Origin of the sequence: Youhaiella tibetensis, from assembly GCF_008000755.1 — a bacterium.
Classification (GTDB): domain Bacteria; phylum Pseudomonadota; class Alphaproteobacteria; order Rhizobiales; family Devosiaceae; genus Paradevosia; species Paradevosia tibetensis.
The window spans coordinates 3,086,923-3,111,001 of sequence record NZ_CP041690.1 but is presented as its reverse complement, the minus strand read 5'-3'; the positions used below and the strand labels follow the sequence as shown (position 1 = coordinate 3,111,001).

Sequence of the window (24,079 nt, the reverse complement as noted above, 5' to 3'; positions counted from 1 at the left end):
GATTCTCAATGGAAAGCGCAACTGAACACGCTGCCGAACTGGCGGCGCATGGCGGCATCGATCTGGTACAGGTCGTGATCCTGCTCGCGGCGGGCGTCATCGCTGTGCCGGTATTCAGGCGACTGGGCCTGGGCTCGGTCCTGGGTTACCTGGCGGCGGGCCTGGTGGTTGGGCCGTTCGGCCTCAAGATCGTCAGCGACCCGCAGGCGATCCTGCACGCAGCCGAACTAGGCGTAGTGCTGTTCCTGTTCATCATCGGGCTCGAAATGGAGCCGCAAAGGCTCTGGGCACTGCGCAAGCAGATCTTCGGGCTCGGAGTGCTGCAGGTTCTCGCGTGCGGAGCGATCCTGACCGTGGTCGGGATATTGCTCGGCTTCGGGCCGGCTGTGGCTTTCGTCTTCGGCATGGGTTTCGTTCTGACATCGACGGCGATCGTCATGCAGGTGCTCGAGGAGCGGGGCGAACTGGCGACCGAGCCGGGCCAGAAGATCGTTTCGATCCTATTGCTCGAAGATCTCGCCATCGTGCCGCTGCTTGCCATCGTCGCCATCATCGCTCCTACGGGGGAGGGCGGAGATTTCATGTCGCGCTTCATCGGCATCGGAGTGGCGCTGGGCACCGTGATCGGACTGGTTGCCGTGGGACGATGGATCCTCAACCCGGTGTTCAAGTTCCTGGCCGATGCCAAGGCGCGCGAGGTGATGACCGGCGCCGCGCTTCTCGTCGTCCTCGGCGCGGCGGTGGTCATGGAAATGGGCGGGCTTTCGATGGCCATGGGCGCGTTCCTGGCCGGCGTGCTGCTTTCGACCTCGAGCTTCAAGCACCAGCTCGAGGCGGATGTCGAGCCTTTCCGCGGGCTGCTGCTAGGCCTCTTTTTCCTCGCCGTCGGCATGGCGCTCGATGTTTCGGTGGTGATCTCGAACTGGCAGATCATTGCGCTGAGCGTGGTGGCGTTCATGCTGGTGAAGGGAGCGGTCATCTACCTGGTGGCCCGCATCACCAAGAGCGGCCATGCGGAGGCCCTCGAACGCTCCGTAATGATGGCGCAGGGCGGTGAGTTCGCGTTCGTGCTCTATACCACGGCGGCATCGGCGGGCCTGATTTCGGGGCCGACCAACAATATTTTCACCGCCACCGTGATCCTCTCGATGGTGCTCACACCCTTCTCGCTCATCGCGCTGCGCTATCTCATGCCCAAGCGGCAGCAGTCTATGGAGGGAGTGGAGCAGATCCCCGATGGCCTGCACGGCCAGGTACTGGTGATCGGCTTCGGGCGCTTCGGGCAGATCGCCACGCAGCCGCTGCTGGTGCTCAAGCACCGGGTCTCGATCATCGACAACGACACCGACATGATCCGGGCCGCCTCGCAGTTGCGGTTCAAGGTCTATTACGGCGACGGCACGCGCCTCGATATCCTGAGGGCCGCGGGAGCCGGCACGGCCGACGTGATCATGATCTGCGTGGACAAGAAGGAATCGGCCACGCGCATTGCCGAACTGCTGCGCGACGAGTTCCCGCTGGCGCGGGTCTACGCGCGCGCCTTCGATCGCGGGCATGCTATCGAACTGCTCAATACGGGCGTCGAGTACCAGATCCGCGAGACCTTCGAATCCGCCCTGACGTTCGGTTCACGCGTCGCCCAGGCGCTGGGGGCCACTGCCGATGAGGCCGCCGAGGTGATCGCCGGCGTGCGCGGCCGCGATGCCAAGCGCTTCGAGCTCCAGCAGATGGGCGGCGGCATCACCGCCGGCCGTGACCTGCTGATCAGCAATGCCGAAGAGCAGGCCCGCGAAGGCGGCGTTTCGACCACCGGTCCGGACGAGGCGGAAACGGGAGATCGCGAGCAGGTTTAGCGCGGGGCGCGAAGGGGTAGGAGGCTCGACCGATTTCCGGGCTTTTCATCTGCATCGATTGCATGCCAGAGTGTGCATAGAGGGGAACATCGCTATGAACATGGATAAGAGGAATGGCCGAACAGCCACTCGTCATCGACTCCAATGCCCCTCGTCCCGAACCGCGCACTTCTTCGGTTGAGACGCTTCGCCAGGAAATCCTGGAAAGGCTGACCTATTCGGTCGGCAAGGATCCAGCAGTTGCGCGCCCGCACGACTGGCTGACGGCCACGGTCCTGACGGTCCGTGACCGGATCATGGACCAGTGGATGGAGTCCTCGCGCGATACCTGGCGCACGGGCAAGAAGCGGGTCTATTACCTCAGCCTCGAGTTCCTGATCGGGCGCCTGATGCGCGATGCCATGAGCAATATCGGCATCATGGAGCAGGTGCAGGACGCGCTCAAATCGCTCGATGTCGACGTGGGGATGCTGGTGAACCTGGAGCCGGATGCGGCGCTGGGCAATGGCGGCCTCGGTCGGCTGGCGGCGTGCTTCATGGAATCGATGGCGACGCTCAAGATCCCGGCCTACGGGTACGGTATCCGATACGTGCACGGCCTCTTCCGCCAGGAAATGAGCGAGGGCTGGCAGGTCGAACTGCCCGAAGAATGGCTGGCGCACGGCAATCCCTGGGAATTCGAGCGACGCGAGAGCTCGTACGAAATCGGGTTCGGCGGGCATGTCGAACCGATCACCGAGCCCGACGGCACGGTGCGGCAGGAATGGCGCCCGTCCGACCACGTGCTGGCGGTGGCCTTCGATACTCCGATGGTGGGCTGGCGCGGGGCGCGGGTGAATACGCTGCGCCTGTGGAGCTCGCAGCCGATCGACCCGATCCTGCTCGACCGGTTCAATTCGGGCGACCATATCGGCGCGCTCGAGGAAAGCGCCAAGGCCGAGGCGATCACGCGCGTGCTCTATCCCGCCGACGCAACCCCGGCAGGGCAGGAGCTGCGCCTGCGCCAGGAATTCTTCTTCTCCTCGGCTTCGCTGCAGGACATCGTACGCCGGCATCTGCAGCAATACGGAGACCTGGGTTCGCTCCCCGACAAGGTCGCAGTGCAGCTCAACGATACGCACCCGGCCATCTCGGTGGCAGAACTGATGCGCATCCTGATGGACCTGCACGGAATGAAGTTCGCGGCGGCATGGACCATCTGCAGGGGCGTCTTCGGCTACACCAACCACACGCTGCTGCCCGAGGCGCTCGAGACCTGGCCGGTGGCGTTGCTCGAGCGGCTGCTGCCGCGGCACATGCAGATCATCTACTCGATCAATGCCGAAGTGCTGGCCGACGCGCGCACGCGCGCCGGGTTCAACGACACGCAGGTCGCCGCCATTTCCCTGATCGACGAGAATGGCGGGCGGCGGGTGCGCATGGGGCAGCTGGCCTTCGTGGGCTCTCATTCCATCAACGGCGTCTCCGCGCTCCACACCGAGCTCATGAAGAAGACGGTCTTCAAGGACCTCCACCGGCTCTACCCGGACCGGATCAACAACAAGACCAACGGGATCACGCCGCGCCGCTGGCTGCTCGAGTGCAATCCCGGCCTCACCCGGCTCATCACCGACAGGATCGGCCCGGATTTCCAGGACGATGTAATGCTGCTCAAGGCGCTCGAGGCGCATGCGGAGGATCCGAACTTCCAGCAGCAGTTCGCGGCCATCAAGCGTGCCAACAAGGCGGCGCTGGCCGATCTCATCCGTGAGCGCATGAACATCGTGGTGTCGCCCGATGCGCTGTTCGACGTGCAGATCAAGCGCATCCACGAATACAAGCGGCAGCTGCTCAACATCATCGAGGCGGTGGCGCTTTACGACGAAATTCGCGCCCATCCGGAACGAAACTGGGTCCCGCGCGTAAAGGTATTCGCAGGCAAGGCGGCGCCGGGCTACTGGAACGCCAAGCTGATCATCAAGCTTATCAACGACGTATCCAAGGTCATCAACAACGATCCGTCCGTGCGGGGCCTGCTCAAGGTGGTGTTCCTGCCCAACTACAATGTGTCGTTGGCCGAGACGATCATTCCGGCGGCGGACCTGTCAGAGCAGATTTCGACTGCCGGCATGGAGGCGTCGGGGACCGGCAACATGAAGTTCGGGCTCAACGGCGCCTTGACCGTCGGGACGCTCGACGGCGCCAATATCGAGATGCGCGACAATGTGGGGGACGAGAATATCTTCATCTTCGGACTGACCGCAGAACAGGTGGCCGAGAAGCGCGCGCGCAGCGAAGTGCCGCGCGCCTCGATCGACAATTCACCGCGCCTCAAGGAGGCGCTGGAATCGATCTCCTCGGGGCTCTTCTCGCCGGACGACCGCAACCGTTATCGCGATCTCATCGGCGGGCTCTACGATCACGACTGGTTCTTCGTGGCGCGGGACTTCGATGCCTATGCCGCCACGCAGCGCAAGATCGATAACCTCTGGAATAACCCAAACAAATGGTATTCCATGGCGATACGAAACACCGCCAATATGGGATGGAGTTCGTCGGACCGGACCATTCGGCAATATGCCGAGGACATCTGGAGCGTGCCGGTAAGTGGGGGCGAGTAACGCGTGGCAAAGGCGAGTTGGCAGGCGGACCCGAAGGACGTCGAAGCGGTCGTCAATGGCACCCATAGTGATCCGTTTGGAGTACTAGGACTCCAGCAGATCGGGCAGGACTGGGTGCTGCGCGCCTTCATTCCCCATGCCGAGACGGTCTCAGCGTTCACGCTCGACGGGCGCGACCTCGGAGTGCTGGCACCGCGCCATCCGGCCGGGTTCTTCGAGGGCAAGGTCGACGTCGACAAGCGCAGCCCCATCCGCTACCGCGCTGCCAATACCGGCGGGGAGTGGGACGTCTACGATCCCTACAGCTTCGGCCCCGTACTCGGTCCGATGGACGACTACTACATCGGCGAGGGCAGCCACCTGCGGCTCTTCGACAAGCTCGGCGCGCACGAGATGGAATTCGAGGGCATCCACGGCACGCATTTCGCGGTGTGGGCTCCGAACGCCCGGCGCGTGAGCGTGGTGGGGCCGTTCAACGACTGGGACGGCCGCCGCAACCCAATGCGCTGCCGGTTCGATACAGGCATCTGGGAAGTGTTCATCCCGGTGCTGGGGACGGGCACGCTCTACAAATACGAGATCGTCGGCAAGGACGGGGAACTGGTGCCGCTCAAGGCCGATCCGTTCGCCCGACAATCGGAATTGCGGCCCAAGACGGCCTCTGTGGTGCCCGACCCGACGCCCTTCGTCTGGTCCGACGGCGACTACATGGAAGAGCGCCGCAAGAAGGACTGGCGGCGCGAGCCGATGTCCATCTACGAGGTGCATCTGGGCTCGTGGCGCCGCCGGCCGGACGGTGGGTTCCTGACCTACGACCAGCTCGCCGAGCAGTTGGTGCCTTATGTCGCGGACCTGGGTTACACCCATATCGAGATGCTGCCCATCAGCGAGCATCCGTTCGATCCGTCCTGGGGCTATCAACCGACGGGGCTCTATGCGCCGACTTCGCGTTTCGGCGACCCGGCGGGGTTCGCACGGCTGGTCAATGCCGCCCATGAGGCGGGGCTAGGCGTGATCCTGGACTGGGTGCCCGCACACTTCCCGACCGACGAGCATGGGTTGGCGCGGTTCGATGGCACGGCGCTTTACGAGCATCTCGATCCGCGCAAGGGCTACCACCCGGACTGGAACACGGCGATCTACAATTTCGGGCGCAAGGAAGTGGTGAGCTTCCTGGTCAACAATGCGCTCTACTGGCTCGAATATTTCCACATCGACGGGCTGCGCGTGGATGCAGTGGCTTCCATGCTCTATCTCGATTACTCGCGCAATGCGGGCGAGTGGGTGCCAAACAAGCATGGTGGCAACGAGAACCTGGAGGCCATCGAGTTCATCAAGCGGGTGAACAAGGAGGCCTACCGGCTCCATCCGGGCACGTTCATGATCGCGGAGGAATCCACGGCGTGGCCAGGGGTCAGCCAGCCGGTGCACACGGGCGGGCTCGGCTTCGGGTTCAAGTGGAACATGGGGTTCATGAACGACACCCTGCGTTACATGAGCCGCGAGGCGATCTATCGCAAGTATCACCACAACGACATGACGTTCGGGCTGATCTACGCGTTCTCGGAGAACTTCGTACTGCCGCTCAGCCATGACGAGGTGGTGCACGGGAAGGGCTCGCTCATCAACAAGATGCCGGGCGACGACTGGCAGCAGTTCGCCAACCTGCGGGCCTATTACGCCTACATGTGGGGACACCCGGGCAAGAAGCTGCTGTTCATGGGCCAGGAATTCGCCCAGCGCGACGAGTGGGACGAAGGCAAGGCGCTCGACTGGTGGCTGCTCGATGCGGGCATGCACGAGGGGGTTCGGCGCCTGGTAGGGGACCTCAACGCCGCCTATCGCGAACTGCCGGCCCTGCACGCGCGCGATTGCGAGCCGGAAGGGTTCGAGTGGATCATCGGAAACGATCACCATAACTCGGTATTCGCCTGGGTCAGGCGGGCGCCGGGGTCCGATCCGGTGGTGGTGATCTCGAACTTCACGCCAGTGCCACGTGACAATTATAGCCTGCCCATGCCGCAGGCCGGACGGTGGGTCGAACGGGTCAACACCGATGCCGGCTGGTATGGCGGGTCCAACAAGGGCAACCAGGGTGCGGTCATTGCGCGTGAGAATGCGGGCGAAGGATGGCCGGCGACGGCCACGCTCTACCTTCCGCCCCTGGCAACACTGATCTTGAAATACGACCCGGAGTAATCCGGGCGTCGGGAGGGCTTGAGATATGGCAGACTATCGGACTCCATCGCCTCTGGCGCGCGAGGCAATGGCCTATGTACTGGCCGGGGGACGCGGCACCCGGCTGATGGAACTGACGGACCGGCGCGCCAAGCCGGCCGTGTATTTCGGGGGCAAGTCGCGCATCATCGACTTCGCGCTCTCCAATGCCCTCAACTCGGGTATCCGCCGCATATCGGTGGCCACGCAGTACCAGGCGCATAGCCTGATCCGGCATCTCTCACGCGGCTGGAACTTCCTGCGGCCCGAGCGTAACGAGAGCTTCGACGTGCTGCCCGCGAGCCAGCGCGTGTCGGAAGACATGTGGTATGCGGGCACGGCCGATGCGGTCTATCAGAACATGGACATCATCGAGGATTATGGCGCGCGCTACATCGTGGTGCTGGCGGGCGACCATATCTACAAGATGGACTATGAAATCATGCTCCGCCAGCACGTGGATACGGGCGCGGACGTGACCATCGGGTGCCTGGAAGTGCCGCGCATGGAAGCCACGGGCTTTGGCGTGATGGCCGTGGACGGGCGCGACCGGGTGATCAATTTCGTCGAAAAGCCGAAGGACCCGCCAGGTATTCCGGACAAGCCCGATACGGCGCTGGCCTCGATGGGCATCTATGTCTTCGAGACGCGGTTCCTGATGGAGCAATTGCGCCGTGACGCTGCCACCGAGGGCTCGAGCCGCGACTTTGGCAAGGACATCATTCCCTACATCGTCAAGAACGGCACGGCCTGGGCCCACCGGTTCACGCGCTCCTGCGTGCGCTCCTCCAAGGAGGATGTGGCCTATTGGCGCGACGTGGGGACGGTGGACGCATACTGGAAGGCCAATATCGACCTGACGGACGTCGTGCCCCAGCTCGATCTTTACGACCGGGACTGGCCGATCTGGACCTATGCGGAGATCACTCCGCCGGCCAAGTTCGTCCACGACGTGGACGGGCGGCGCGGCTCGGCGGTGTCCTCGCTGGTTTCGGGCGACTGCATCGTCTCGGGTGGCATGCTGCATCGCACGCTGCTGTCGACAGGTGCGCGCGTGCACTCCTATTCCGAGCTCAACGAGGCGGTGGTGCTGCCCTATTGCCAGATCGGGCGCGGCGCCCGGTTGCGCAAGGTGGTGATCGACCGTGGCGTGCAGATACCGGACGGATTGGTGGTGGGCGAGGATCCCGAATTCGATGCGCGCTGGTTCAGGCGCACCGAAGAGGGGGTTACGCTGATCACCCAGCCCATGATCGACAAGTACCTGGCGGGACGATGATCGAAGTCCTATCGGTTGCCTCGGAGGCCTATCCGCTGATCAAGACGGGTGGGTTGGCAGACGTCGCTGGCGCCTTGCCCGCGGCCCTGGCGCCGCGCGGCGTCACCATGCGGACACTGGTGCCCGGATACCCGTCGGTGCTCGAAAAACTCACCAGCGGGCGGCAGGTCGCGGCGGTCGATGACCTCTGGGGTGGACCGGCCCGGTTGCTCGCGGGCCGCGCGGGCGGTCTCGACGTCATCGCGATCGAGGCGGCCCATCTCTACGATCGTCCGGGGAACCCCTATATGGGGCCGGATGGCTGGGACTGGCCGGACAACTGGAAACGTTTCGCAGGACTGAGCTGGATTGCGAGCGAATTGGCCCTGGGCCTCGTCGAAGGCTACCGCCCGCAGGTGCTGCATTGCCACGACTGGCAGGCGGGGCTGGCTCCGGCTTATGTCAAGTTCGGCCCCTCGGACCGGATCAAGACGGTGATGACGGTCCACAATATCGCCTTCAAGGGCTCGTTCGGGCCCGACATCTTCCCGCAGTTGCGGCTGCCCGCTCATGCCTATGGCGTAAGCGGGGTGGAGTATTACGGCGGGGTGAGCTTTCTCAAATCGGGGCTCGAATGCGCCGATGCGGTGACCACGGTAAGCCCCAACTACGCTGACGAAATCCGCACCCCTGCCTTCGGCATGGGGCTGGAAGGGCTGCTCAACGGCCGGGCGGATTCGGTCTATGGCATTCTCAACGGCATCGATACCGATGTCTGGGATCCGGCGACGGATCCGGCGTTGAGCCAGAACTACACTGCCGCGACTGTGCACCAGCGGCGCGTCAACAAGCAGGCGCTCATCGAGCGTTTTGGTCTCGACGGCGAGGATGGTCCGCTGTTCTGCGTCATCAGCCGCCTCACCGGACAGAAGGGCATGGACCTGCTCATCCAGGTGGTGGATGGACTCGTGGCCCTGGGTGGGCGGCTTTGCGTGCTCGGCTCGGGTGAACCGCATCTGGAAGACGGGTTCCGCCACGCGACGGCGCGTCATCCCGGCAAGGTTGGGCTCATCACGGGTTATGACGAGCCGCTTTCGCACCTCATGCAGGCCGGGGCCGACGCCATTCTCATTCCCTCACGGTTCGAGCCATGCGGGCTGACGCAGCTTTACGGCCTGCGTTATGGCTGCGTGCCGGTGGTGAGCCGGATCGGCGGGCTGGCCGATACGGTGATCGATGCCAATCCTGCCGCGCTGCTGGCGGGGGTCGCTACGGGCTTCAAGCACGATGCGGACAACGCGCACGCGCTCTACGAAGCCATCCGCAAGGCGACCATGACGTTTGCCGATGAGAAGACCTGGCGCAAGATTCAGCGCCGGGGAATGAAATCGGACGTTTCCTGGGCAGCGAGCGCGGAGCGCTATGCCGACCTTTATGCTGATCTGATCGGGGTGAGACGCGATGACAATCAGGACGATTGAGACCAAGCCCTATTCGGACCAGAAGCCGGGCACCTCGGGCCTGCGCAAGCGGGTGACCGTGTGGCAGCAGGCCAACTATGTCGAGAACTACATCCAGTCGATCTTCGATGTGCTCGAGGATCGCCAGGGCAAGACGCTGGTGATCGGCGGGGATGGGCGCTTCTACAACGACGTCGCCATCCAGAAGGCGATCAAGATCGCGGCGGCGAACGGGTTCGGCAAGGTGCTGGTCGGGCAGGGAGGCCTGCTCTCCACCCCGGCGGCTTCCCACATGATCCGACACAACAAGGCCTTCGGGGGGCTCGTGCTTTCGGCCAGCCACAATCCGGGCGGACCGGATGGCGACTTCGGCATCAAATACAATATTTCCAATGGCGGCCCGGCACCCGAGGCGATCACCGAGGCGGTGTTCGAACGCTCCAAGGTCATCGGCGCCTACCGCATTGCGGACGTGCCGGATGTCGACCTGAGCCGCATCGGCACGCAGTCCTCGGGCGAGATGGCGGTTGAGGTGGTCGATCCGGTCACCGACTACGCGGCGCTGATGGAAACGCTCTTCGATTTTGATGCCATCTCGACGCTCTTCAAGAGCGGGTTCCGCATGCGGTTCGATGCCATGCACGCAGTCACCGGCCCCTATGCCCACAGGATTATCGAGGGGATGCTGGGGGCACCGGCGGGTACGGTGATCAACGGCGTGCCGTCGCCCGATTTCGGTGGCGGGCATCCGGACCCGAACCTGGTCTATGCCAAGGATCTCTATGACCTGCTGATGTCGCCGGACGGCCCCGATTTCGGCGCGGCCTCGGACGGGGACGGAGACCGCAATCTCATCATCGGCAAGAACCGGTTCGTGACGCCTTCGGATTCGCTGGCGATCCTGGCGGCCAACGCGCCGCTGGCTCCTGGCTATGCGGCGGGCATCGCCGGCATCGCGCGGTCGATGCCGACGAGCGCGGCAGCTGATCGCGTTGCCGAGAAACTCGGCATCGAGATGCACGAGACGCCGACGGGCTGGAAGTTTTTCGGCAACCTGCTCGATGCCGGTCGCGTGACGATCTGCGGCGAGGAGAGCGCGGGAACGGGCTCCAACCACGTGCGCGAGAAGGATGGGCTGTGGGCGGTGCTGCTGTGGCTCAACATCATCGCGGCGCGCAAGCAGAGCGTGGACCAGATCGTGCGCGAGCACTGGGCGACCTATGGGCGCAACTACTATACGCGCCACGACTACGAGGAGGTCGACAGCGCCATCGCCAACAAGCTCGTCGATGACCTGCGCGCACAGTTGCCGGATCTGGCGGGAAAGTCATTCGGCAACCTCAAGGTTTCTTATGCCGACGACTTCTCCTATACCGACCCGATCGATGGTTCGGTGAGTGCGCGCCAGGGCATCCGTGTCGGCTTGGAGGACGGCTCGCGCATCGTGCTGCGGCTGAGTGGAACCGGAACGGTCGGGGCAACGTTGCGGCTCTATGTCGAACGATATGAACCGGCCGATGGACAGCACGAGCTCGATACCCAAGCCGCTCTCGAACCTCTCATCGCTCTCTCCGAGCAGCTCGCAGGAATCAAGGAACGCACGGGCCGGCAGGCGCCGGACGTCATCACCTGAGGTTTTGACTGACGTGAAGCCCATGCTGGTACCCAATGGCGGCAGCTCCGAGCAGCTCGGAGCGACCGTCACCGCCGAGGGCGTCAATTTCGCTGTCTATTCGGAGACGGCCTCGGCCCTCTACGTCTCGCTCTATGACGAGCTGGACAAGGAGATCGAGCGGTTCGAACTCGACGGACACAAGGACAATATCCATTTCGGCCTGATCGCCGGGATCGGCCCAGGCGCCAAGTACGGTTTCCGGGCCGATGGCCCCTACGAGCCGGCGCAGGCCTATTTCTTCGATCCCAACAAGCTGCTGGTGGACCCTTATGCGAGGCGGCTCGATCGTCCGTTCGTGCGCAGCCCGCGCCTGCGGTTGCCTCGCGAGGACGCGGTCGATACGGCGCCATTGGTGCCCAAGGCGATCGTGGCGGGCAAGATCGCCGAGCCTGCCTCGCCCCGGCGCAAGCATCCTAGCCTCTTCTATGAGCTCAACGTGCGCGGCTACACCATGCGCCACCCGAGCGTGCAGGGCGCGCTTCGCGGGACCGTGGCGGGGCTGACGACCCACCACATCATCGATCACCTGCACTACCTGGGCGTCGATACGGTCGAACTGATGCCGATCGCGGCGTTCATCGATGATGGCCACCTGCCGATCCTGGGGCTCACCAACGCCTGGGGGTATAATCCGGTCGCCTATTTCGCTCCCGATCCGCGCCTGACGCCGCGCGGCATCCAGGAATTGCGGAACATGACCGATCTTTACCGGAAGAACGGCATCTCGGTGATCCTGGACGTGGTCTACAACCACACCGGCGAGGGCGACGACCAGGGACCGGTGCTCAGCCTCAAGGGGCTGGATGCCCGCAGCTATTACCGGTTCGTCGAAGCAGACGGCCAGCAGCACCTCGTCAACGATACCGGCACCGGCAACACGTTGCGGTGCGATCATCCGGCCACTCAGCGCCTGGTCATCGAAAGCCTGCGCTACTGGATCGAGGTGGGCGGCGTCTCCGGCTTCCGGTTCGATCTGGCGCCGGTGCTCGGGCGCGAGCCGGGTTTCAACCCCAATGCGCCGATGCTCGAAATGATCAAGGCCGATCCGGTGCTCTCCAAAGCCATCCTCGTGGCCGAGCCCTGGGATCCGGGCCCGGGTGGCTATCAGCTCGGGCAGTTCGGCAAGGAATTCCGCGAGTGGAACGATACCTACCGTGACGACGTGCGCAGTTTCTGGCGTGGCGACGACGGCAAGATCGGGGCGCTGGCGGGCAAGGTGTCCGGCTCCGCCGAGATCTTCGACTTCGCGGGCCGCAAGCCTTCGGCGGGCGTCAACTTCCTGGCCGTGCACGACGGCTTCACGCTGGCCGACCTCGTCTCCTACTCGGACAAGCACAACGAGGCGAACGGGGAAGACAACCGGGACGGGCACAACAACAACTCGTCCTGGAACAATGGCGTGGAGGGCCCGACGGACGACGAAGAGGTGATTGCAGCGCGCAAGCGCGACGTGCGCGCACTGCTGGCGACGCTTTTCATGTCGCGCGGCACGATGCTGCTCCAGCAGGGCGACGAACTGGGCCGTTCCCAGCAGGGCAACAACAATGCCTATGCGCAGGACAACGAGATCACCTGGCTCGATTTCGAGCATGCCGACGGGGTGCTGGTCGACTATGTGGCGGCGCTCCACAATTTCAGGAAGGCGCATCCGGCCCTCACACACGATCATTTCCTCAGCGGCCAGGAGCGCCATGGCGTGCGCGACGTGGTGTGGCTGCATCCGGAAGGCCGAGAGATGAACGAAGGCGACTGGAATGCCGCGGGAGCCTCGGTGCTCGGGATGCATCTCAACATTTCGGGCGACGAACTCATCGTGTGGTTCAACCGGCAGGCGGAGGCCGTGGAGGCGCAGCTCCCGGAGGGGGAGTGGGTGATCGGGCTGGTTTCGGACGATCAGGCCGAAGTCCCGCTCGATCCGGGTAGCACCACTTTGCCGCCGCGTTCGGTAGTGGTGCTGATGCGGCCCCAGGAAGAACCCGTAGACACTGCGCCCAAGGAGTGAGAGGGTTCGGGCGTATCGTCAGCTTGGACGACGCTCATGTTGATTGCGCAGATCAGCGACATCCATGCATCGCAAGGCGCGGCCTCGCTGGTCATGCTCGACCGGGCGATGCTCTGGGTGGGTGGCCTGAGGCCCGACGCGTTGCTGCTGAGCGGGGACATTGCCAACAAGCCGCATGAGCGCGGATACGAGCTGGTCAAGGCGGCCTTCGCCGGGCTTCGCGTGCCCATCTACATGCTGCCGGGCAATGCCGATGACCGCGAGGCGATGCGCAAGGCGTTCCCCGAGCATGACTACTGGCCCGACGAGGGGCCGATGAACTTCACCCACGAGTTCGAGGAAGGCGTCCGGCTGATCGGCCTCGACGTCACGGTGCCGGGGGCGATTCACGGCGACGCTGGTCCGCACCTCGACTGGCTGGCAGAGCAACTGACGGCGGGCGATACCGCGCCGACCCTCATCATGATGCACCAGAACGCGTTCCCGACCGGCATGAGCGCCTTCGACAAGCACATGTGCCGTAACGCGGATGGGTTCGCCAGGGTGCTGGCCGAGGCCACCGATCCCGTGGCGGCCGTGGTCTGCGGTCATGGCCACCGGCCCATGTTCAGCAGGATCGGGGCGGTCCCCGCCCTGATGTGCCCCTCCCTGACCCAGGTTAATCCGCTGGTGATCGACGGCCGGGGCGAGCCCGCGACGGTCGATCCGCCCGGCCTCATGGTCCATGCCTTCAACGAAGACGGGCTGGTGAGCCACGTCGTTTCGCTGGCGATCTAGTTCGCTGAATTGTTTCCGAGCCGCAGCTGCGGCCAAGAGAGCGTCAGCGCCTCCGCGCGGAGCGGAGCGGGGAGCCCACTTCCCTCACAACTCCGTGAAGCAAAACCGCTTTTTGCGACGGAAATGCCACAATGGGGCCCCGTGGATTGGGGCAATAACGGCCTCATTTGGACAGGTTCCAAAAGACGCAAAACCGTCGCTATTGTGTCGCGAACATTTCGAAATGTTTCCGAAATTCCGCCCATGAGCAGGAGCTTCATGCGGCCCGTCGACGGTGCTCCGCCGACGACCGCCAGGCACAAGCCGACGGCCAACCTTTCAAGAAACGTCTTTCGGAGCTCAAAATGAAATCCCTTCTCAAGGTCTCTGCGGCCCTCATCATCGCTGCGATCCCGGTGTCCGCAATTGCCGCCACGCCGGCGCTCGACTTCACCAAGATCGACACCGCCAAGACCGGCAAGGTAACCGAAGCCGAACTCAAGGCCGCCTATCCCTCGCTGACGCCCGACCAGTTCAAGAAGGCCGATACGAATGGCGACGGCACCCTCTCCAAGACCGAATTCGACGCCTGGATGAAGACCCTGGGCTGACCCGGCGCGTTCTCCGCGCAGCGGCGTTCGGCGTATCCCCCCGCGCCGGACGCCGCGTGCGGAAGCTTGTTCCTTCCCCTCTCACAGAGTTTCCAAAATGATGAAGATCAACAAGTTCGCCTCGGTCCTCGCCCTTGCCGCGGTCGTGGCACTGCCGGCCGGTGGCGCTTTCGCGGCTACCACGACGCCCTCCAAGCCGGCCGCCATGGCCAAGATGGCCCCGGTTACCGACCCGAGCGGCATGGTCGCCCGGTGGTCCGCCGCCGATATCTCGGGGATCGATGCCGCCAAGGCGGTCAAGATCATCGACCTGCACAAGGCCAACGGCGTTCAGGATGCCAAGAAGATCGCCGCTTATGAGAGCGCCAACAAGGGCCAGATCGCCAAGTTGCGCACGGCGCTCAACAACGATGCCAAGTTCAAGGCCTGGGCCAAGAAGAACCACGTCAACCTCGAGCGCGTCGTCGGCGTCTCGAACGGAGAAGTGGCCGTCTTCTGATCCCGAGCCGAGATGAGGGAGGCGCCGGATACCCAAGGCATCCGGCGCTTTTGTCATGCCTATTCGGCGGCGCGCGCGGGTTCGAGCCCGCCGGCATGCTCGATGAAGGCGATGATCTCGTCGAGGCTTTCCCGTCGCAGGAGGTCGGTGAAGACGTAGGGACGCCCCTCGCGCACCTTGCGGGTGTCGCTTTCCATCACCTCCAGGCTCGCCCCGACATAGGGTGCCAGGTCCGTGTGGGTGACGACCAGGAGGTCCGAGCGCGAGATCGCGGGGCCCCCTTTGCGGGGAATCTTTTCGCCTTGGGCCACCGAGATCACATAGAGCGTGATGTCGGCGAGGTCAGGGGAGAAGGTAGCCGCCAGGTTGTCGCCGCCAGATTCTATGAGAATGATGTCGAGGTCCGGAAACTTGCGGTTGAGTTCGTCGATCGCCGCCAGGTTGAGCGAGGCATCCTCGCGAATGGCGGTGTGCGGGCACCCGCCGGTTTCAACGCCTACGATGCGATCTTCCGAGATCGCCTGCACGCGAGACAGGATCAGCGCGTCTTCCTTGGTGTAGATGTCGTTGGTGACCACGGCCATGGAATAGCGATCGCGCATGGCCTTGAGCAGCATTTCGCACAAGGTGGTCTTGCCGGAGCCGACCGGTCCGCCGATGCCGATGCGCAGTGGGCCGTTTTGCGTGGTCATGTAAGCCTCATGAATACCAGGGCGAGGAAGCCTGCGCCGATAAGCAGGCACAGGGGAGAATAGACCCGAAAATCGTTGGTGCGGAAGGGCTCCTCGGGCGTGAGCTTCTGCCAGAAGGGCAGGTAGCCGACGATGCCGCGCGCCAGGAACACGACGCCGATGAGGGTGCCGATCAGCGTGGTGACGCCATAGACCGTCCGCGCGCCCGATAGCGGCACGAGGCGGACTTCGCGCGCCTGGCCGGGTTCGAAGCGCACGGCGGTGCCGGCAGGAATGTCGAGGCGCATACCTCGCGCCTTTTCCCGCTCGAAGCGCAGGCCGGCATTGGTCTCATAGAAATGGTAGTGCGAACCCACCTGGATCGGGCGATCACCGGTATTGGCGACTTCGAGCGTGATCTGGGGCGCCTCGGCGTTGAGCACGATTTCGCCGGGCTGGGTGATGACTTGGCCTGGGATCATCTCGGAAGCTCCTAGCGGATCGGCTGGTGGACGGTGACGAGCTTGGTGCCGTCGGGGAAGGTGGCTTCCACCTGCACGTCGTGGATCATCTCGGGAATGCCCTCCATCACCTGGTCACGGGTGATCACGTGGGCGCCCGCTTCCATGAGCTCGGCGACGGGCCGCCCGTCGCGCGCGCCTTCGACCACGAAATCGGTGATCAGGGCGATAGCTTCGGGGTGGTTGAGTTTGACGCCGCGCTCCAGCCGCTTGCGAGCGACGATCGCGGCCATGGCGATGAGCAGTTTGTCCTTTTCACGGGGCGTCAGGTTCATGGCAAATCCTAAAGGGACCAGAGGCGCGGTACGGCGCCCGCGCCGGAGAGCGTGGCGATAATTGGGACGATGAGCCGGCGCAATTCAAGGCCTGAATGCGCCATGGCGCGTACGACGAGCCGTTCTCCGATGAGGCTCGCCCCGATTTCGGGGCAATCGGGCAGTTCGGCGCGGATGCGGTTGAAGCGGGCTTCGGCGTTCGCTCCGACATAAAGCACGGTAGCGAACGCCTTTGCACCGCGGAGCAGCGCAAGGCCCTCCCTTTCGCGCTCCGGATCTCCTGAAATTCTTGTGGCTTCGGCGTGGACGAGCCGTCCGTCGCGGCGGATGCGCCAATCGTCGGCGAGCAGCGCGCGCCGGGCGCTTTCGCCCATGGCATCACGCCCGAGCAGCACCGCTTCGACCGCGCAAAGGCTGGCGCCGGGCGCCAGGTCGACGTCTAGCGTGCGCGCGAGCTTTGAATCTTCAAAGAGAATGGTCTCCTGAGGGAGCCAGTCGAGGTGAGCGCCCTCATCGACCCTGAGGTGCGTGGCGACCCTGGCGGTGGCGCCGGTGGACTTGTAGATGCGTTCGCAGGCCTGGGTGGTCAGGACGAGCTGCGCGCCGGGTGCGGCGTGCATTGACCAGGAGAGGTCGTCGCCGCCCGTCAGGCCACCGGCAGTGTTGATGACGACGGCCTGGAGGCTGTCGTCGTGCGTGTGCGGCAGGCGAATCTTGGCGCAACCCTCCTGATAGAGGGTCGTCAGTTCCGTGCGGCCGTCGCGCACAGTCGTCGCCAGGCGCCCTATGCCGCGGGCGCGCTGCATGACGGGCGCTGCAAGAGGTTCGGCTAGCACGTCGCTTACACCATCAGATGCCGGCGCACTTCGGGCAGGTCGAGATCGCTGGCGGGCCCGGAATGCTGAATTTCGCCGCGGTCCATGATGTAGATGTCGTCGGCGATTTCCCGGCAGAAGTCCAGATACTGCTCGACGAGCAGGATGGTCATACCCATGTGGTCGCGCAGGAATTGCAGGGCGCGGCCGATATCCTTAATGATGGAGGGCTGAATGCCCTCGGTCGGTTCGTCGAGGACGAGGACTTTCGGGCGGGTGACCATGGCGCGGCCGATGGCGAGCTGCTGCTGCTGGCCGCCCGAAAGGTCGCCGCCACGCCGGTTGAGCATGGACTTGAGCACCGGGAAAAGCTCGTAGACGGCGTCCGGCACGTTGCGATCGTGGTTGGAGATGGCGGCAAAGCCGGTCTCGAGGTTTTCGCGCACGGTCAGGAGCGGGAAGATCTCGCGGCCCTGGGGTACGTAGCCCAGGCCCATGCGGGCGCGCCGATAGGGCGCGGCGCGTCCCAGCGTGGTTTCTCCAAGCACGATCTCGCCCCGTGCAACGGGGTTGATGCCGGTGATCGCCCGCAGGGTCGAGGACTTGCCGACCCCGTTGCGACCGAGGACGGCGGTGATGCGGTTGGACTGGCACTCGATCGAGACATTCTTGAGCGCCTGGGCGGCGCCGTAGAAAAGGTCGATGTTGCGGACGGAAAGGGAGGTCATGACGGCAGTACTCCGACACGGTGCGCGCGGCCGATCCCCATCCTGGCCCTCCCCACAGGGGGGAGGAAACCTAAGGGCGAGATCGAGCCAAAGCGCCTCCCTCCCCCTTGTGGGGAGGGAACGAGGGTGGGGGTGCCCAAAAAACGGAACGGAATGGGGGTGGCACGCGCCCTCCGCGCGGCCACGCCCCATCCAAGCGCCCTTCCCGCGAGGGGAAGGGGGACGACGACAGATTTTCCCCTGCGCACTGTCATCGTCCTAGATACCGTTCGATCACCAGCGGATTGGCGCTGACTTGATCGAGATTTCCTTCGGCGAGCACCGTGCCTTCGGCCAGGCAGGTGACGCGCGAGCCGAGATCGCGCACGAAGCTCATGTCGTGCTCGACCACGACCACGGAGCGGGTCGTGGCGATTTCCTTGAGAAGCTTGGCGGTTTCGACCGTCTCGGCGTCGGTCATGCCGGCAACCGGCTCGTCCACCAGCAGCAGCTTTGGGTCCTGCGCCAGCAGCATGCCGACTTCAAGCCACTGCTTCTGGCCGTGGCTGAGATCGGCGGCCAGTTCGTCCTTGCGGGCGCTGAGGCGCACGGTTTCGAGGATTTCGGTGATGCGGTCAGTTTCGGCCTTGCTGGCCCAGTAAGCAAGGGTCGGAAAGACGCCGCGCGGCTTCTTGAGGGCGAGTTCGATATTGTCCCAGACGGTCTGGCTCTCGAACACGGTGGGCTTCTGGAACTTGCGGCCGATGCCCAGGTTGGCGATGTCGGCCTCGTCGAGCCGCGTCAGGTCCGTACGGCCATCGAAATAGACCTCGCCATCGTCCGGGCGGGTCTTGCCGGTGATGATATCCATCATCGTGGTCTTGCCCGCCCCGTTCGGGCCGATGATGGCCAGCATTTCGGCGGGATGGACGATGATCGAGAGGTTGTTGAGCGCCCGGAACCCGTCGAACGAGACTGAGACGCCGTTGAGGTAGAGCATGGTGCCGGTCTTGTCGGGCATGGGCTACTCCGCCGCCTTGGGTTCGAGGGAAGCGGGGGCCTGCTTGGCCGGGGCTGCCGGCTTGCGGCGGGGCAACCAGCCGCGCAGCGTGCCGACGATGCCCTTGGGCAGGAAGAGGGTGACGAAGACGAAGAGGCCGCCGAGCGCGAAAAGCCAGTATTCGGGGAGGGCGCCGGTGAAGACGGTCTTGCCGAAATTGACCAGCACCGCCCCGATGATCGGCCCGACGATGGTGCCGCGTCCGCCCACGGCGGTCCAGATCACCACTTCGATGGAGTTCGAGGGCTCGAATTCACCGGGATTGATGATGCCCACCTGGGGAACGTAGAGCGCGCCGGCGATGCCAGCCATGACAGCCGAGACCACGAAGGCGAAGAGTTTGACGTTCTCGACCCGGTAGCCAAGGAAACGCGTGCGGCTCTCGGCGTCGCGCACCGCAACCATGACCTTGCCCAGCTTGGAATTGACGATGGTGGTGCAGACCACCACCGAGAGCGCCAGGGTGATGGCGGTGGCGGCGAAGAGGCCGCCGCGCGTCGTCGCGGCCTGGATGGGCTGGCCGAGGATGTCCTTGAAATCGGTGAGGCCGTTATTGCCGCCAAAGCCCATGTCGTTGCGGAAGAAAGCCAGCAGCAGCGCGTAGGTCAGGGCCTGCGTGATGATCGAGAGATAGACACCGGTCACGCGGCTACGGAACGCGAACCAGCCGAAGACGAACGCCAGGAGACCCGGAACCAGCACGATCATGATGGCGGCGAACCACCATTGGTCGAAGCCGAGCCAGAACCAGGGCAGTTCCTTGTAGTTCAGGAAAACCATGAAGTCGGGCAGGACCGGGTTGGCGTAGACCCCGCGGGCGCCGATCTGGCGCATCAGATACATGCCCATGGCGTAGCCGCCGAGCGCGAAAAAGGCGCCGTGGCCGAGCGAGAGGATGCCGCAATAGCCCCAGACTAGGTCGAGCGCGAGCGCCAGGATGGCGTAGGTCAGGTACTTGCCGAAGAGCGTCACCGCATAGGTCGGCACGTGCAGCGGATTGTCGACGGGGAGCAGCAGGTTGCTCGCCGGCACGAGGATGGCGATGGCGATGAGGATCGCCACCAGCCAGATGGCCTTTCGGTCGAGGGCGCGGAAGAGCATCTGGGTGATCATGCCGATGCTCCCGCTTGTACTCTTGCCCGGGCGGGGGAGGCGAAAAGGAGAGCGCTGAGCCTGTCGCGGAGCCGCGTGCCTCCACCGCCCTTTTGGGCGTCGTCGGGGGTCGCTGCACTGAGAAAAGTCATCACGTAGTAGGAGGTCATGCTTCCACCGCCCGGCCCTTGAGCGCGAAGAGACCGCGCGGGCGCCGCTGGATGAAGAGGATGATGAAGACGAGGATCAGGATCTTGGCGAGAACCGCGCCGGCATAGGGCTCGAGGAACTTGTTGGCGATGCCCAGGGTCAGGGCGCCGACCAGGGTTCCCCAGAGATTGCCGACGCCGCCAAAGACCACGACCATGAAACTGTCGATGATGTAGCCCTGGCCAAGGTTTGGCGAGACGTTGTCGATCTGGCTGAGCGCCACCCCGGCCATGCCGGCAATGCCCGAGCCGAGGCCGAAGGTCATGGCGTCGACGAACGGAGTGCGGATGCCCATGGCCGATGCCATGCGGCGGTTCTGGGTAACGGCGCGCATTTGCAGGCCCAGCGCGGTGCGGTTGAGGATGGCGAGAAGTGCGAAGAAGACGGCGATGGCGAAGATCACGATCCAGAAGCGGTTCCAGGTGATCGAGAGGCCGCCCAGGTCGAACGCTCCCTGCATCCAGCTCGGATTGCCGACCTGGCGGTTGGTCGGCCCGAAGATGGTGCGTACGGCCTGCTGCAGGATAAGCGAGACGCCCCAGGTGGCGAGCAGGGTTTCCAGCGGCCGGCCGTAGAGCCAGCGGATGATGCCGCGCTCGATGGCGATGCCGACCAGCGCCGTCACGAGGAAGGCCAGGGGCAGGGCGATGCCCAGGGAGTAATCGAACAGGCCGGGGAAGTTCTGACGGATGACTTCCTGGACCACGAAGGTGGTGTAGGCCCCCAGCATGACCATCTCGCCATGCGCCATGTTGATGACGCCCATGACCCCGAAGGTGATGGCCAGGCCAATGGCGGCGAGCAGAAGGACGGAGCTGAGCGAGACGCCGTACCAGACGTTCTGCGCCACATCCCACACGGCCAGGTTGCGCGAGATGGTGTCGATACCGCTCTCGATGGCGGGTTTGAGCTCGTCGGGCGCGCTGCCGAGCGCGGCCTGGAGCATGGCCTGGGCATCGCGATCGTTGCGCGCGGCGATGGTGGCGACGGCGGCCTGCTTGTCCTCAAGGCTCGCATCGCTCTTAAGCGTGATGACGGCCCGGGCGGCTTCCATGGTCGCCTTGATCTGCGGATCGGTTTCCTTTTCGAGCGCTGCGGTGAGGAGCTCGAGGGTCTCGGGGTCGCCGTTCTTGAGGACGCTCTGGGCGGCCGACAGGCGCGTGGCGCGATCGGCGCTCAGGAGCGTCAGCTGCCCGATGGCGGTGCGGATCTTGCCGCGCAGGCTGTTGTTGACACGGACCTTTTCGGTGTCGGTGACTTCGACCGGCTCGTTGGTGAGCGGATCGAGATAGGTGTCGCCGGACTTGAGCAGGACGCGCCCGTCGGATTTCCGGGCGTAGAGATTACCTTCGCCGAGGGCGCCCAGGATGGTGGCCACATGCTCGTCGCCCGTGGCGGCGAGGGCGGCAACGGCGTCTCCCTTGTCGGCGAAGCTGCCTTGGCTCAGGGCGTTGACGAGTGTCGGCAAGTCGGGGGTCTGGGCCTGGGCGGGTGCTGCGATGAGCAGTCCCAGGAGCAGTGCCAGCAATTGCAGAAGTCTCGGAGCGGTCATTGGCATCTCGGCGGATGAGGGGGGCGAAGGCAGTTTCCCGCCTTCGCTTTCACTTGCTGAGGAAGAAGGATCAGCCGCTGGTGGCCGGTGCGCCGCCGCAGGTCTTGGTGGCGGTGTCGTAGTGGCCGCAGTTGATTGGATCGGTCCAGTCGGCTTCGATGCCCTTGTCTTCAGGCAGATAGTCGGACCAGGCGTCGCCCGGGACTTCCGCATCGGACTGCCACACGACGTCGAGCTGGCCATCGTCCTGGATTTCGCCGACGAAGACGGGCTTGGTGATGTGGTGGTTGGGGAGCATCTTGGCGGTACCGCCGGTCAGGTTCGGGGTCTCGAGGCCGATGATGGCCTTGAGCACGGCGTCCGTATCGGTGGTGCCGGCAGCTTCCACGGCCTTGACCCAGAGGTTGAAGCCAATGACGGTGGCTTCCATCGGATCGTTCGTGGTGCGCTTTTCGTTGCCGGTGTAGGCCTTCCACGCCTTCACGAATTCGTCGTTTTCGGGCGTGTCGATCGACTGGAAGTAGTTCCAGGCGGCCAGGTGACCCACGAGCGGCTTGGTGTCGAGGCCGGCAAGTTCTTCTTCACCCACCGAGAAGGCCACGACCGGGATGTCTTCGGCCGAGATGCCCTGGTTGGCGAGTTCCTTGTAGAACGGGACATTGGCGTCGCCGTTGACGGTGGAGACCACGGCGGTCTTCTTGCCGGCCGAACCGAAGGCCTTGATGGCCGCCACTTCAGTCTGCCAGTCCGAGAAGCCGAACGGGGTGTAGTTGATCATGATGTCTTCTTTGGCCACACCCTTGTCGAGCAGGTACTGCTCGAGGATCTTGTTGGTGGTGCGCGGGTAGACATAGTCGGTGCCTTCGAGCACCCAGCGCTTCACCGAACCGCCTTCCTCGCTCATCAGGTAGTCGACGGCGGGGATGGCCTGCTGGTTGGGGGCGGCGCCGGTGTAGAAGACGTTGCGCTCGGATTCCTCGCCCTCGTATTGCACGGGGTAGAAGAGGATCGAGTTCAGTTCCTTAAAGACGGGGAGCACGGACTTGCGGGATACGGAGGTCCAGCAACCGAAGACGGCGGCGACCTTGTCCACCGAGATCAGTTCGCGTGCCTTTTCTGCAAAGAGCGGCCAATCGGAGGCCGGGTCGACAACGACGGCTTCGAGCTTCTTGCCCAACAGGCCGCCCTTCTTGTTCTGCTCATCGACGAGGAACAGAACGGTATCCTTGAGGGTGGTTTCGGAAATCGCCATCGTGCCCGAGAGCGAATGCAGCACGCCGATCTTGATCGTGTCGTCTGCCGCCCAGGCCGGCGTGGCCGCGAGCGACCCGACGGTTATGGCAGCGCCTACTCCCAGTGCCGCGAGTACGCGGTTCACCTCTGTCATGTTTACCTCCGGACAGTTGTTGTTTGCACCGGTTGTAAAACTGCAAAGGCCGTGCCACTGGCGCCGAGCGTGTCTAGAGGTTTGAATCCGTTTGATTATTTCGAAAAGAGGCCGCTTCGTGTTGCGCAATCGTTTTCATGGACTGCCAGTTCCATGTGCAGCCAGGGTAACATTTGCTTAATTTTTGACCTTTGCTTGCCTGTGGTGATCATTTAGGCAGCGCCGGGGCGTGGAGCGCGGCGGGCAAATGCACTAGAACGGCTTACCGGAGTTCGCTCCGGCAGAGGTTGTTTGCACCACAATCTCGGCCCCGCGTCCGCTGGACGCGGGGTTTCTTCTTTTCTTGGGCGGGGGTCAGTTCATTGCCGAGCTGAAGGTGGCAACCGGGGTGCCGGAACCGTCGCGCAGCGTCAGGGTCTGGCCGTCGATCGCGTAGGTCTTGGCCGCTTCGAGGGCCATGTGCAGGGCGTGCTCCTGCTGCATGGCTTTTTCCTCGCAGGCCATCATCGTGGAGCGCATCTGGGAGAACGCGACCGCGTCTCCCGTTACCGTGACCGTGCCGCCAAACCCGTTGCAACCGCCGTTGCCCGAGACCATGCCGTCTTCGGCGATCGTCATCGTGGACTTGACGCCATCAGCGGCCGGCGCGTCGCCAAGGCTGGCCAGATGCCAGTTGGTACCGGTCAGCGGATCGTTTGCGGGGCCGTCGGCAAGTGCAGGCAAGGAAATGCCGGCCAGCAGGGGAAGCAAAAGAGAAATAGTGGCGATCTTCATCAGTATTCTCCCTCGAGGATATGGTTACCATAGCCGCAAATCCGGGCCGTTTCGCGCATAACGCGCATCAAATGCATAAAATCG

The 24,079-nt window shown here is 64.0% G+C and carries 19 protein-coding genes and 1 pseudogene; 10 read left to right on the top strand and 10 right to left on the bottom strand.

All coding sequences use genetic code 11. The features are described from left to right. Positions 1–8: 8 nt before the first annotated feature. The 10 genes from FNA67_RS15225 to FNA67_RS15180 all read left to right on the top strand — a co-directional run bounded on the left by FNA67_RS15225 (position 9) and on the right by FNA67_RS15180 (position 14,931). Positions 9–1,853, top strand: a complete 1,845-nt coding sequence (locus tag FNA67_RS15225; protein ID WP_244616360.1) for a monovalent cation:proton antiporter-2 (CPA2) family protein — start codon at positions 9–11, stop codon at positions 1,851–1,853. A gap of 113 nt (positions 1,854–1,966) precedes the next feature. Continuing rightward, the gene (locus FNA67_RS15220; protein ID WP_049705965.1) at positions 1,967–4,453 is read left to right on the top strand and encodes a glycogen/starch/alpha-glucan phosphorylase; all 2,487 of its coding nucleotides are present in this window, start codon (positions 1,967–1,969) and stop codon (positions 4,451–4,453) included. Positions 4,454–4,456: 3 nt separating this feature from the next. Continuing rightward, a complete protein-coding gene (gene glgB, locus FNA67_RS15215; RefSeq protein WP_049705964.1) occupies positions 4,457–6,652 on the top strand; it encodes a 1,4-alpha-glucan branching protein GlgB in 2,196 nt (731 codons plus the stop codon). A gap of 25 nt (positions 6,653–6,677) precedes the next feature. After that, the gene (gene glgC / locus FNA67_RS15210; RefSeq protein ID WP_049705963.1) at positions 6,678–7,949 is read left to right on the top strand and encodes a glucose-1-phosphate adenylyltransferase; all 1,272 of its coding nucleotides are present in this window, start codon (positions 6,678–6,680) and stop codon (positions 7,947–7,949) included. Continuing rightward, a complete protein-coding gene (gene glgA, locus FNA67_RS15205; RefSeq protein ID WP_174851705.1) occupies positions 7,949–9,409 on the top strand; it encodes a glycogen synthase GlgA in 1,461 nt (486 codons plus the stop codon). The genes glgC and glgA overlap by 1 nt, the downstream gene beginning before the upstream one ends. Continuing rightward, positions 9,390–11,021 carry an alpha-D-glucose phosphate-specific phosphoglucomutase gene (locus tag FNA67_RS15200; protein WP_147656707.1) on the top strand — a complete coding sequence of 544 codons (1,632 nt, stop codon included), beginning with the start codon at positions 9,390–9,392 and terminating at the stop codon, positions 11,019–11,021. The genes glgA and FNA67_RS15200 overlap by 20 nt, the downstream gene beginning before the upstream one ends. Before the next feature lie 22 nt (positions 11,022–11,043). Beyond that, positions 11,044–13,065 carry a glycogen debranching protein GlgX gene (gene glgX / locus FNA67_RS15195; RefSeq protein ID WP_147656705.1) on the top strand — a complete coding sequence of 674 codons (2,022 nt, stop codon included), beginning with the start codon at positions 11,044–11,046 and terminating at the stop codon, positions 13,063–13,065. Positions 13,066–13,101: 36 nt separating this feature from the next. Continuing rightward, entirely contained in the window at positions 13,102–13,842 is a 741-nt protein-coding gene (locus FNA67_RS15190; RefSeq protein ID WP_147656696.1) for a metallophosphoesterase, read from the top strand. Positions 13,843–14,186: 344 nt separating this feature from the next. Then, positions 14,187–14,432 carry an EF-hand domain-containing protein gene (locus FNA67_RS15185; RefSeq protein WP_147656694.1) on the top strand — a complete coding sequence of 82 codons (246 nt, stop codon included), beginning with the start codon at positions 14,187–14,189 and terminating at the stop codon, positions 14,430–14,432. 97 nt (positions 14,433–14,529) lie between these two features. After that, positions 14,530–14,931 carry a hypothetical protein gene (locus FNA67_RS15180; RefSeq protein WP_147656692.1) on the top strand — a complete coding sequence of 134 codons (402 nt, stop codon included), beginning with the start codon at positions 14,530–14,532 and terminating at the stop codon, positions 14,929–14,931. Between the two features lie 59 nt (positions 14,932–14,990). Here FNA67_RS15180 and ureG read toward each other — a convergent pair whose 3' ends face one another. The 10 genes and pseudogenes from ureG to FNA67_RS15130 all read right to left on the bottom strand — a co-directional run bounded on the left by ureG (position 14,991) and on the right by FNA67_RS15130 (position 23,995). Continuing rightward, the gene (gene ureG, locus FNA67_RS15175; protein ID WP_147656690.1) at positions 14,991–15,623 is read right to left on the bottom strand and encodes an urease accessory protein UreG; all 633 of its coding nucleotides are present in this window, start codon (positions 15,621–15,623) and stop codon (positions 14,991–14,993) included. Positions 15,624–15,793: 170 nt separating this feature from the next. After that, positions 15,794–16,084, bottom strand: a pseudogene (locus tag FNA67_RS22335) (urease subunit beta); the annotation flags it as partial. Positions 16,085–16,095: 11 nt separating this feature from the next. After that, the gene (locus FNA67_RS15165; RefSeq protein ID WP_049705949.1) at positions 16,096–16,398 is read right to left on the bottom strand and encodes an urease subunit gamma; all 303 of its coding nucleotides are present in this window, start codon (positions 16,396–16,398) and stop codon (positions 16,096–16,098) included. An 8-nt stretch (positions 16,399–16,406) separates the two neighbouring features. Beyond that, complete coding sequence (locus FNA67_RS15160) at positions 16,407–17,204, bottom strand: urease accessory protein UreD (protein ID WP_147656686.1); 798 nt, start codon at positions 17,202–17,204, stop codon at positions 16,407–16,409. 35 nt (positions 17,205–17,239) lie between these two features. After that, on the bottom strand, positions 17,240–17,941 hold the full coding sequence (gene urtE / locus FNA67_RS15155; protein ID WP_147656684.1) for an urea ABC transporter ATP-binding subunit UrtE: 702 nt from the start codon (positions 17,939–17,941) through the stop codon (positions 17,240–17,242). Positions 17,942–18,191: 250 nt separating this feature from the next. Continuing rightward, entirely contained in the window at positions 18,192–18,941 is a 750-nt protein-coding gene (gene urtD, locus FNA67_RS15150) for an urea ABC transporter ATP-binding protein UrtD (protein ID WP_147656681.1), read from the bottom strand. Between the two features lie 3 nt (positions 18,942–18,944). Next, positions 18,945–20,093 (bottom strand): urea ABC transporter permease subunit UrtC, encoded by a 1,149-nt coding sequence (gene urtC / locus FNA67_RS15145; protein WP_147656679.1) that lies wholly within the window; start codon positions 20,091–20,093, stop codon positions 18,945–18,947. A gap of 145 nt (positions 20,094–20,238) precedes the next feature. Continuing rightward, a complete protein-coding gene (gene urtB, locus FNA67_RS15140) occupies positions 20,239–21,840 on the bottom strand; it encodes an urea ABC transporter permease subunit UrtB (protein ID WP_412761876.1) in 1,602 nt (533 codons plus the stop codon). Between the two features lie 64 nt (positions 21,841–21,904). After that, positions 21,905–23,221 (bottom strand): urea ABC transporter substrate-binding protein, encoded by a 1,317-nt coding sequence (urtA, locus tag FNA67_RS15135; RefSeq protein ID WP_147656675.1) that lies wholly within the window; start codon positions 23,219–23,221, stop codon positions 21,905–21,907. A 354-nt stretch (positions 23,222–23,575) separates the two neighbouring features. After that, a complete protein-coding gene (locus FNA67_RS15130; RefSeq protein ID WP_147656673.1) occupies positions 23,576–23,995 on the bottom strand; it encodes an META domain-containing protein in 420 nt (139 codons plus the stop codon). Positions 23,996–24,079: the final 84 nt, after the last annotated feature.

Bases quoted from the DNA above. Each gene is read 5' to 3' on its own strand.
- FNA67_RS15160 (WP_147656686.1), bottom strand. From the start codon at position 17,204: ATGCAGCGCGCCCGCGGCATAGGGCGCCTGGCGACGACTGTGCGCGAC.
- urtC (WP_147656679.1), bottom strand. From the start codon at position 20,093: ATGATCACCCAGATGCTCTTCCGCGCCCTCGACCGAAAGGCCATCTGG.
- FNA67_RS15220 (WP_049705965.1), top strand. From the start codon at position 1,967: ATGGCCGAACAGCCACTCGTCATCGACTCCAATGCCCCTCGTCCCGAA.
- FNA67_RS15190 (WP_147656696.1), top strand. From the start codon at position 13,102: ATGTTGATTGCGCAGATCAGCGACATCCATGCATCGCAAGGCGCGGCC.
- FNA67_RS15200 (WP_147656707.1), top strand. From the start codon at position 9,390: ATGACAATCAGGACGATTGAGACCAAGCCCTATTCGGACCAGAAGCCG.
- urtB (WP_412761876.1), bottom strand. From the start codon at position 21,840: ATGCCAATGACCGCTCCGAGACTTCTGCAATTGCTGGCACTGCTCCTG.
- ureG (WP_147656690.1), bottom strand. From the start codon at position 15,623: ATGACCACGCAAAACGGCCCACTGCGCATCGGCATCGGCGGACCGGTC.
- FNA67_RS15165 (WP_049705949.1), bottom strand. From the start codon at position 16,398: ATGAACCTGACGCCCCGTGAAAAGGACAAACTGCTCATCGCCATGGCC.
- glgC (WP_049705963.1), top strand. From the start codon at position 6,678: ATGGCAGACTATCGGACTCCATCGCCTCTGGCGCGCGAGGCAATGGCC.
- urtE (WP_147656684.1), bottom strand. From the start codon at position 17,941: ATGACCTCCCTTTCCGTCCGCAACATCGACCTTTTCTACGGCGCCGCC.
- FNA67_RS15130 (WP_147656673.1), bottom strand. From the start codon at position 23,995: ATGAAGATCGCCACTATTTCTCTTTTGCTTCCCCTGCTGGCCGGCATT.
- urtA (WP_147656675.1), bottom strand. From the start codon at position 23,221: ATGACAGAGGTGAACCGCGTACTCGCGGCACTGGGAGTAGGCGCTGCC.
- FNA67_RS15225 (WP_244616360.1), top strand. From the start codon at position 9: ATGGAAAGCGCAACTGAACACGCTGCCGAACTGGCGGCGCATGGCGGC.
- FNA67_RS15185 (WP_147656694.1), top strand. From the start codon at position 14,187: ATGAAATCCCTTCTCAAGGTCTCTGCGGCCCTCATCATCGCTGCGATC.
- urtD (WP_147656681.1), bottom strand. From the start codon at position 18,941: ATGCCCGACAAGACCGGCACCATGCTCTACCTCAACGGCGTCTCAGTC.
- glgX (WP_147656705.1), top strand. From the start codon at position 11,044: ATGCTGGTACCCAATGGCGGCAGCTCCGAGCAGCTCGGAGCGACCGTC.
- FNA67_RS15180 (WP_147656692.1), top strand. From the start codon at position 14,530: ATGATGAAGATCAACAAGTTCGCCTCGGTCCTCGCCCTTGCCGCGGTC.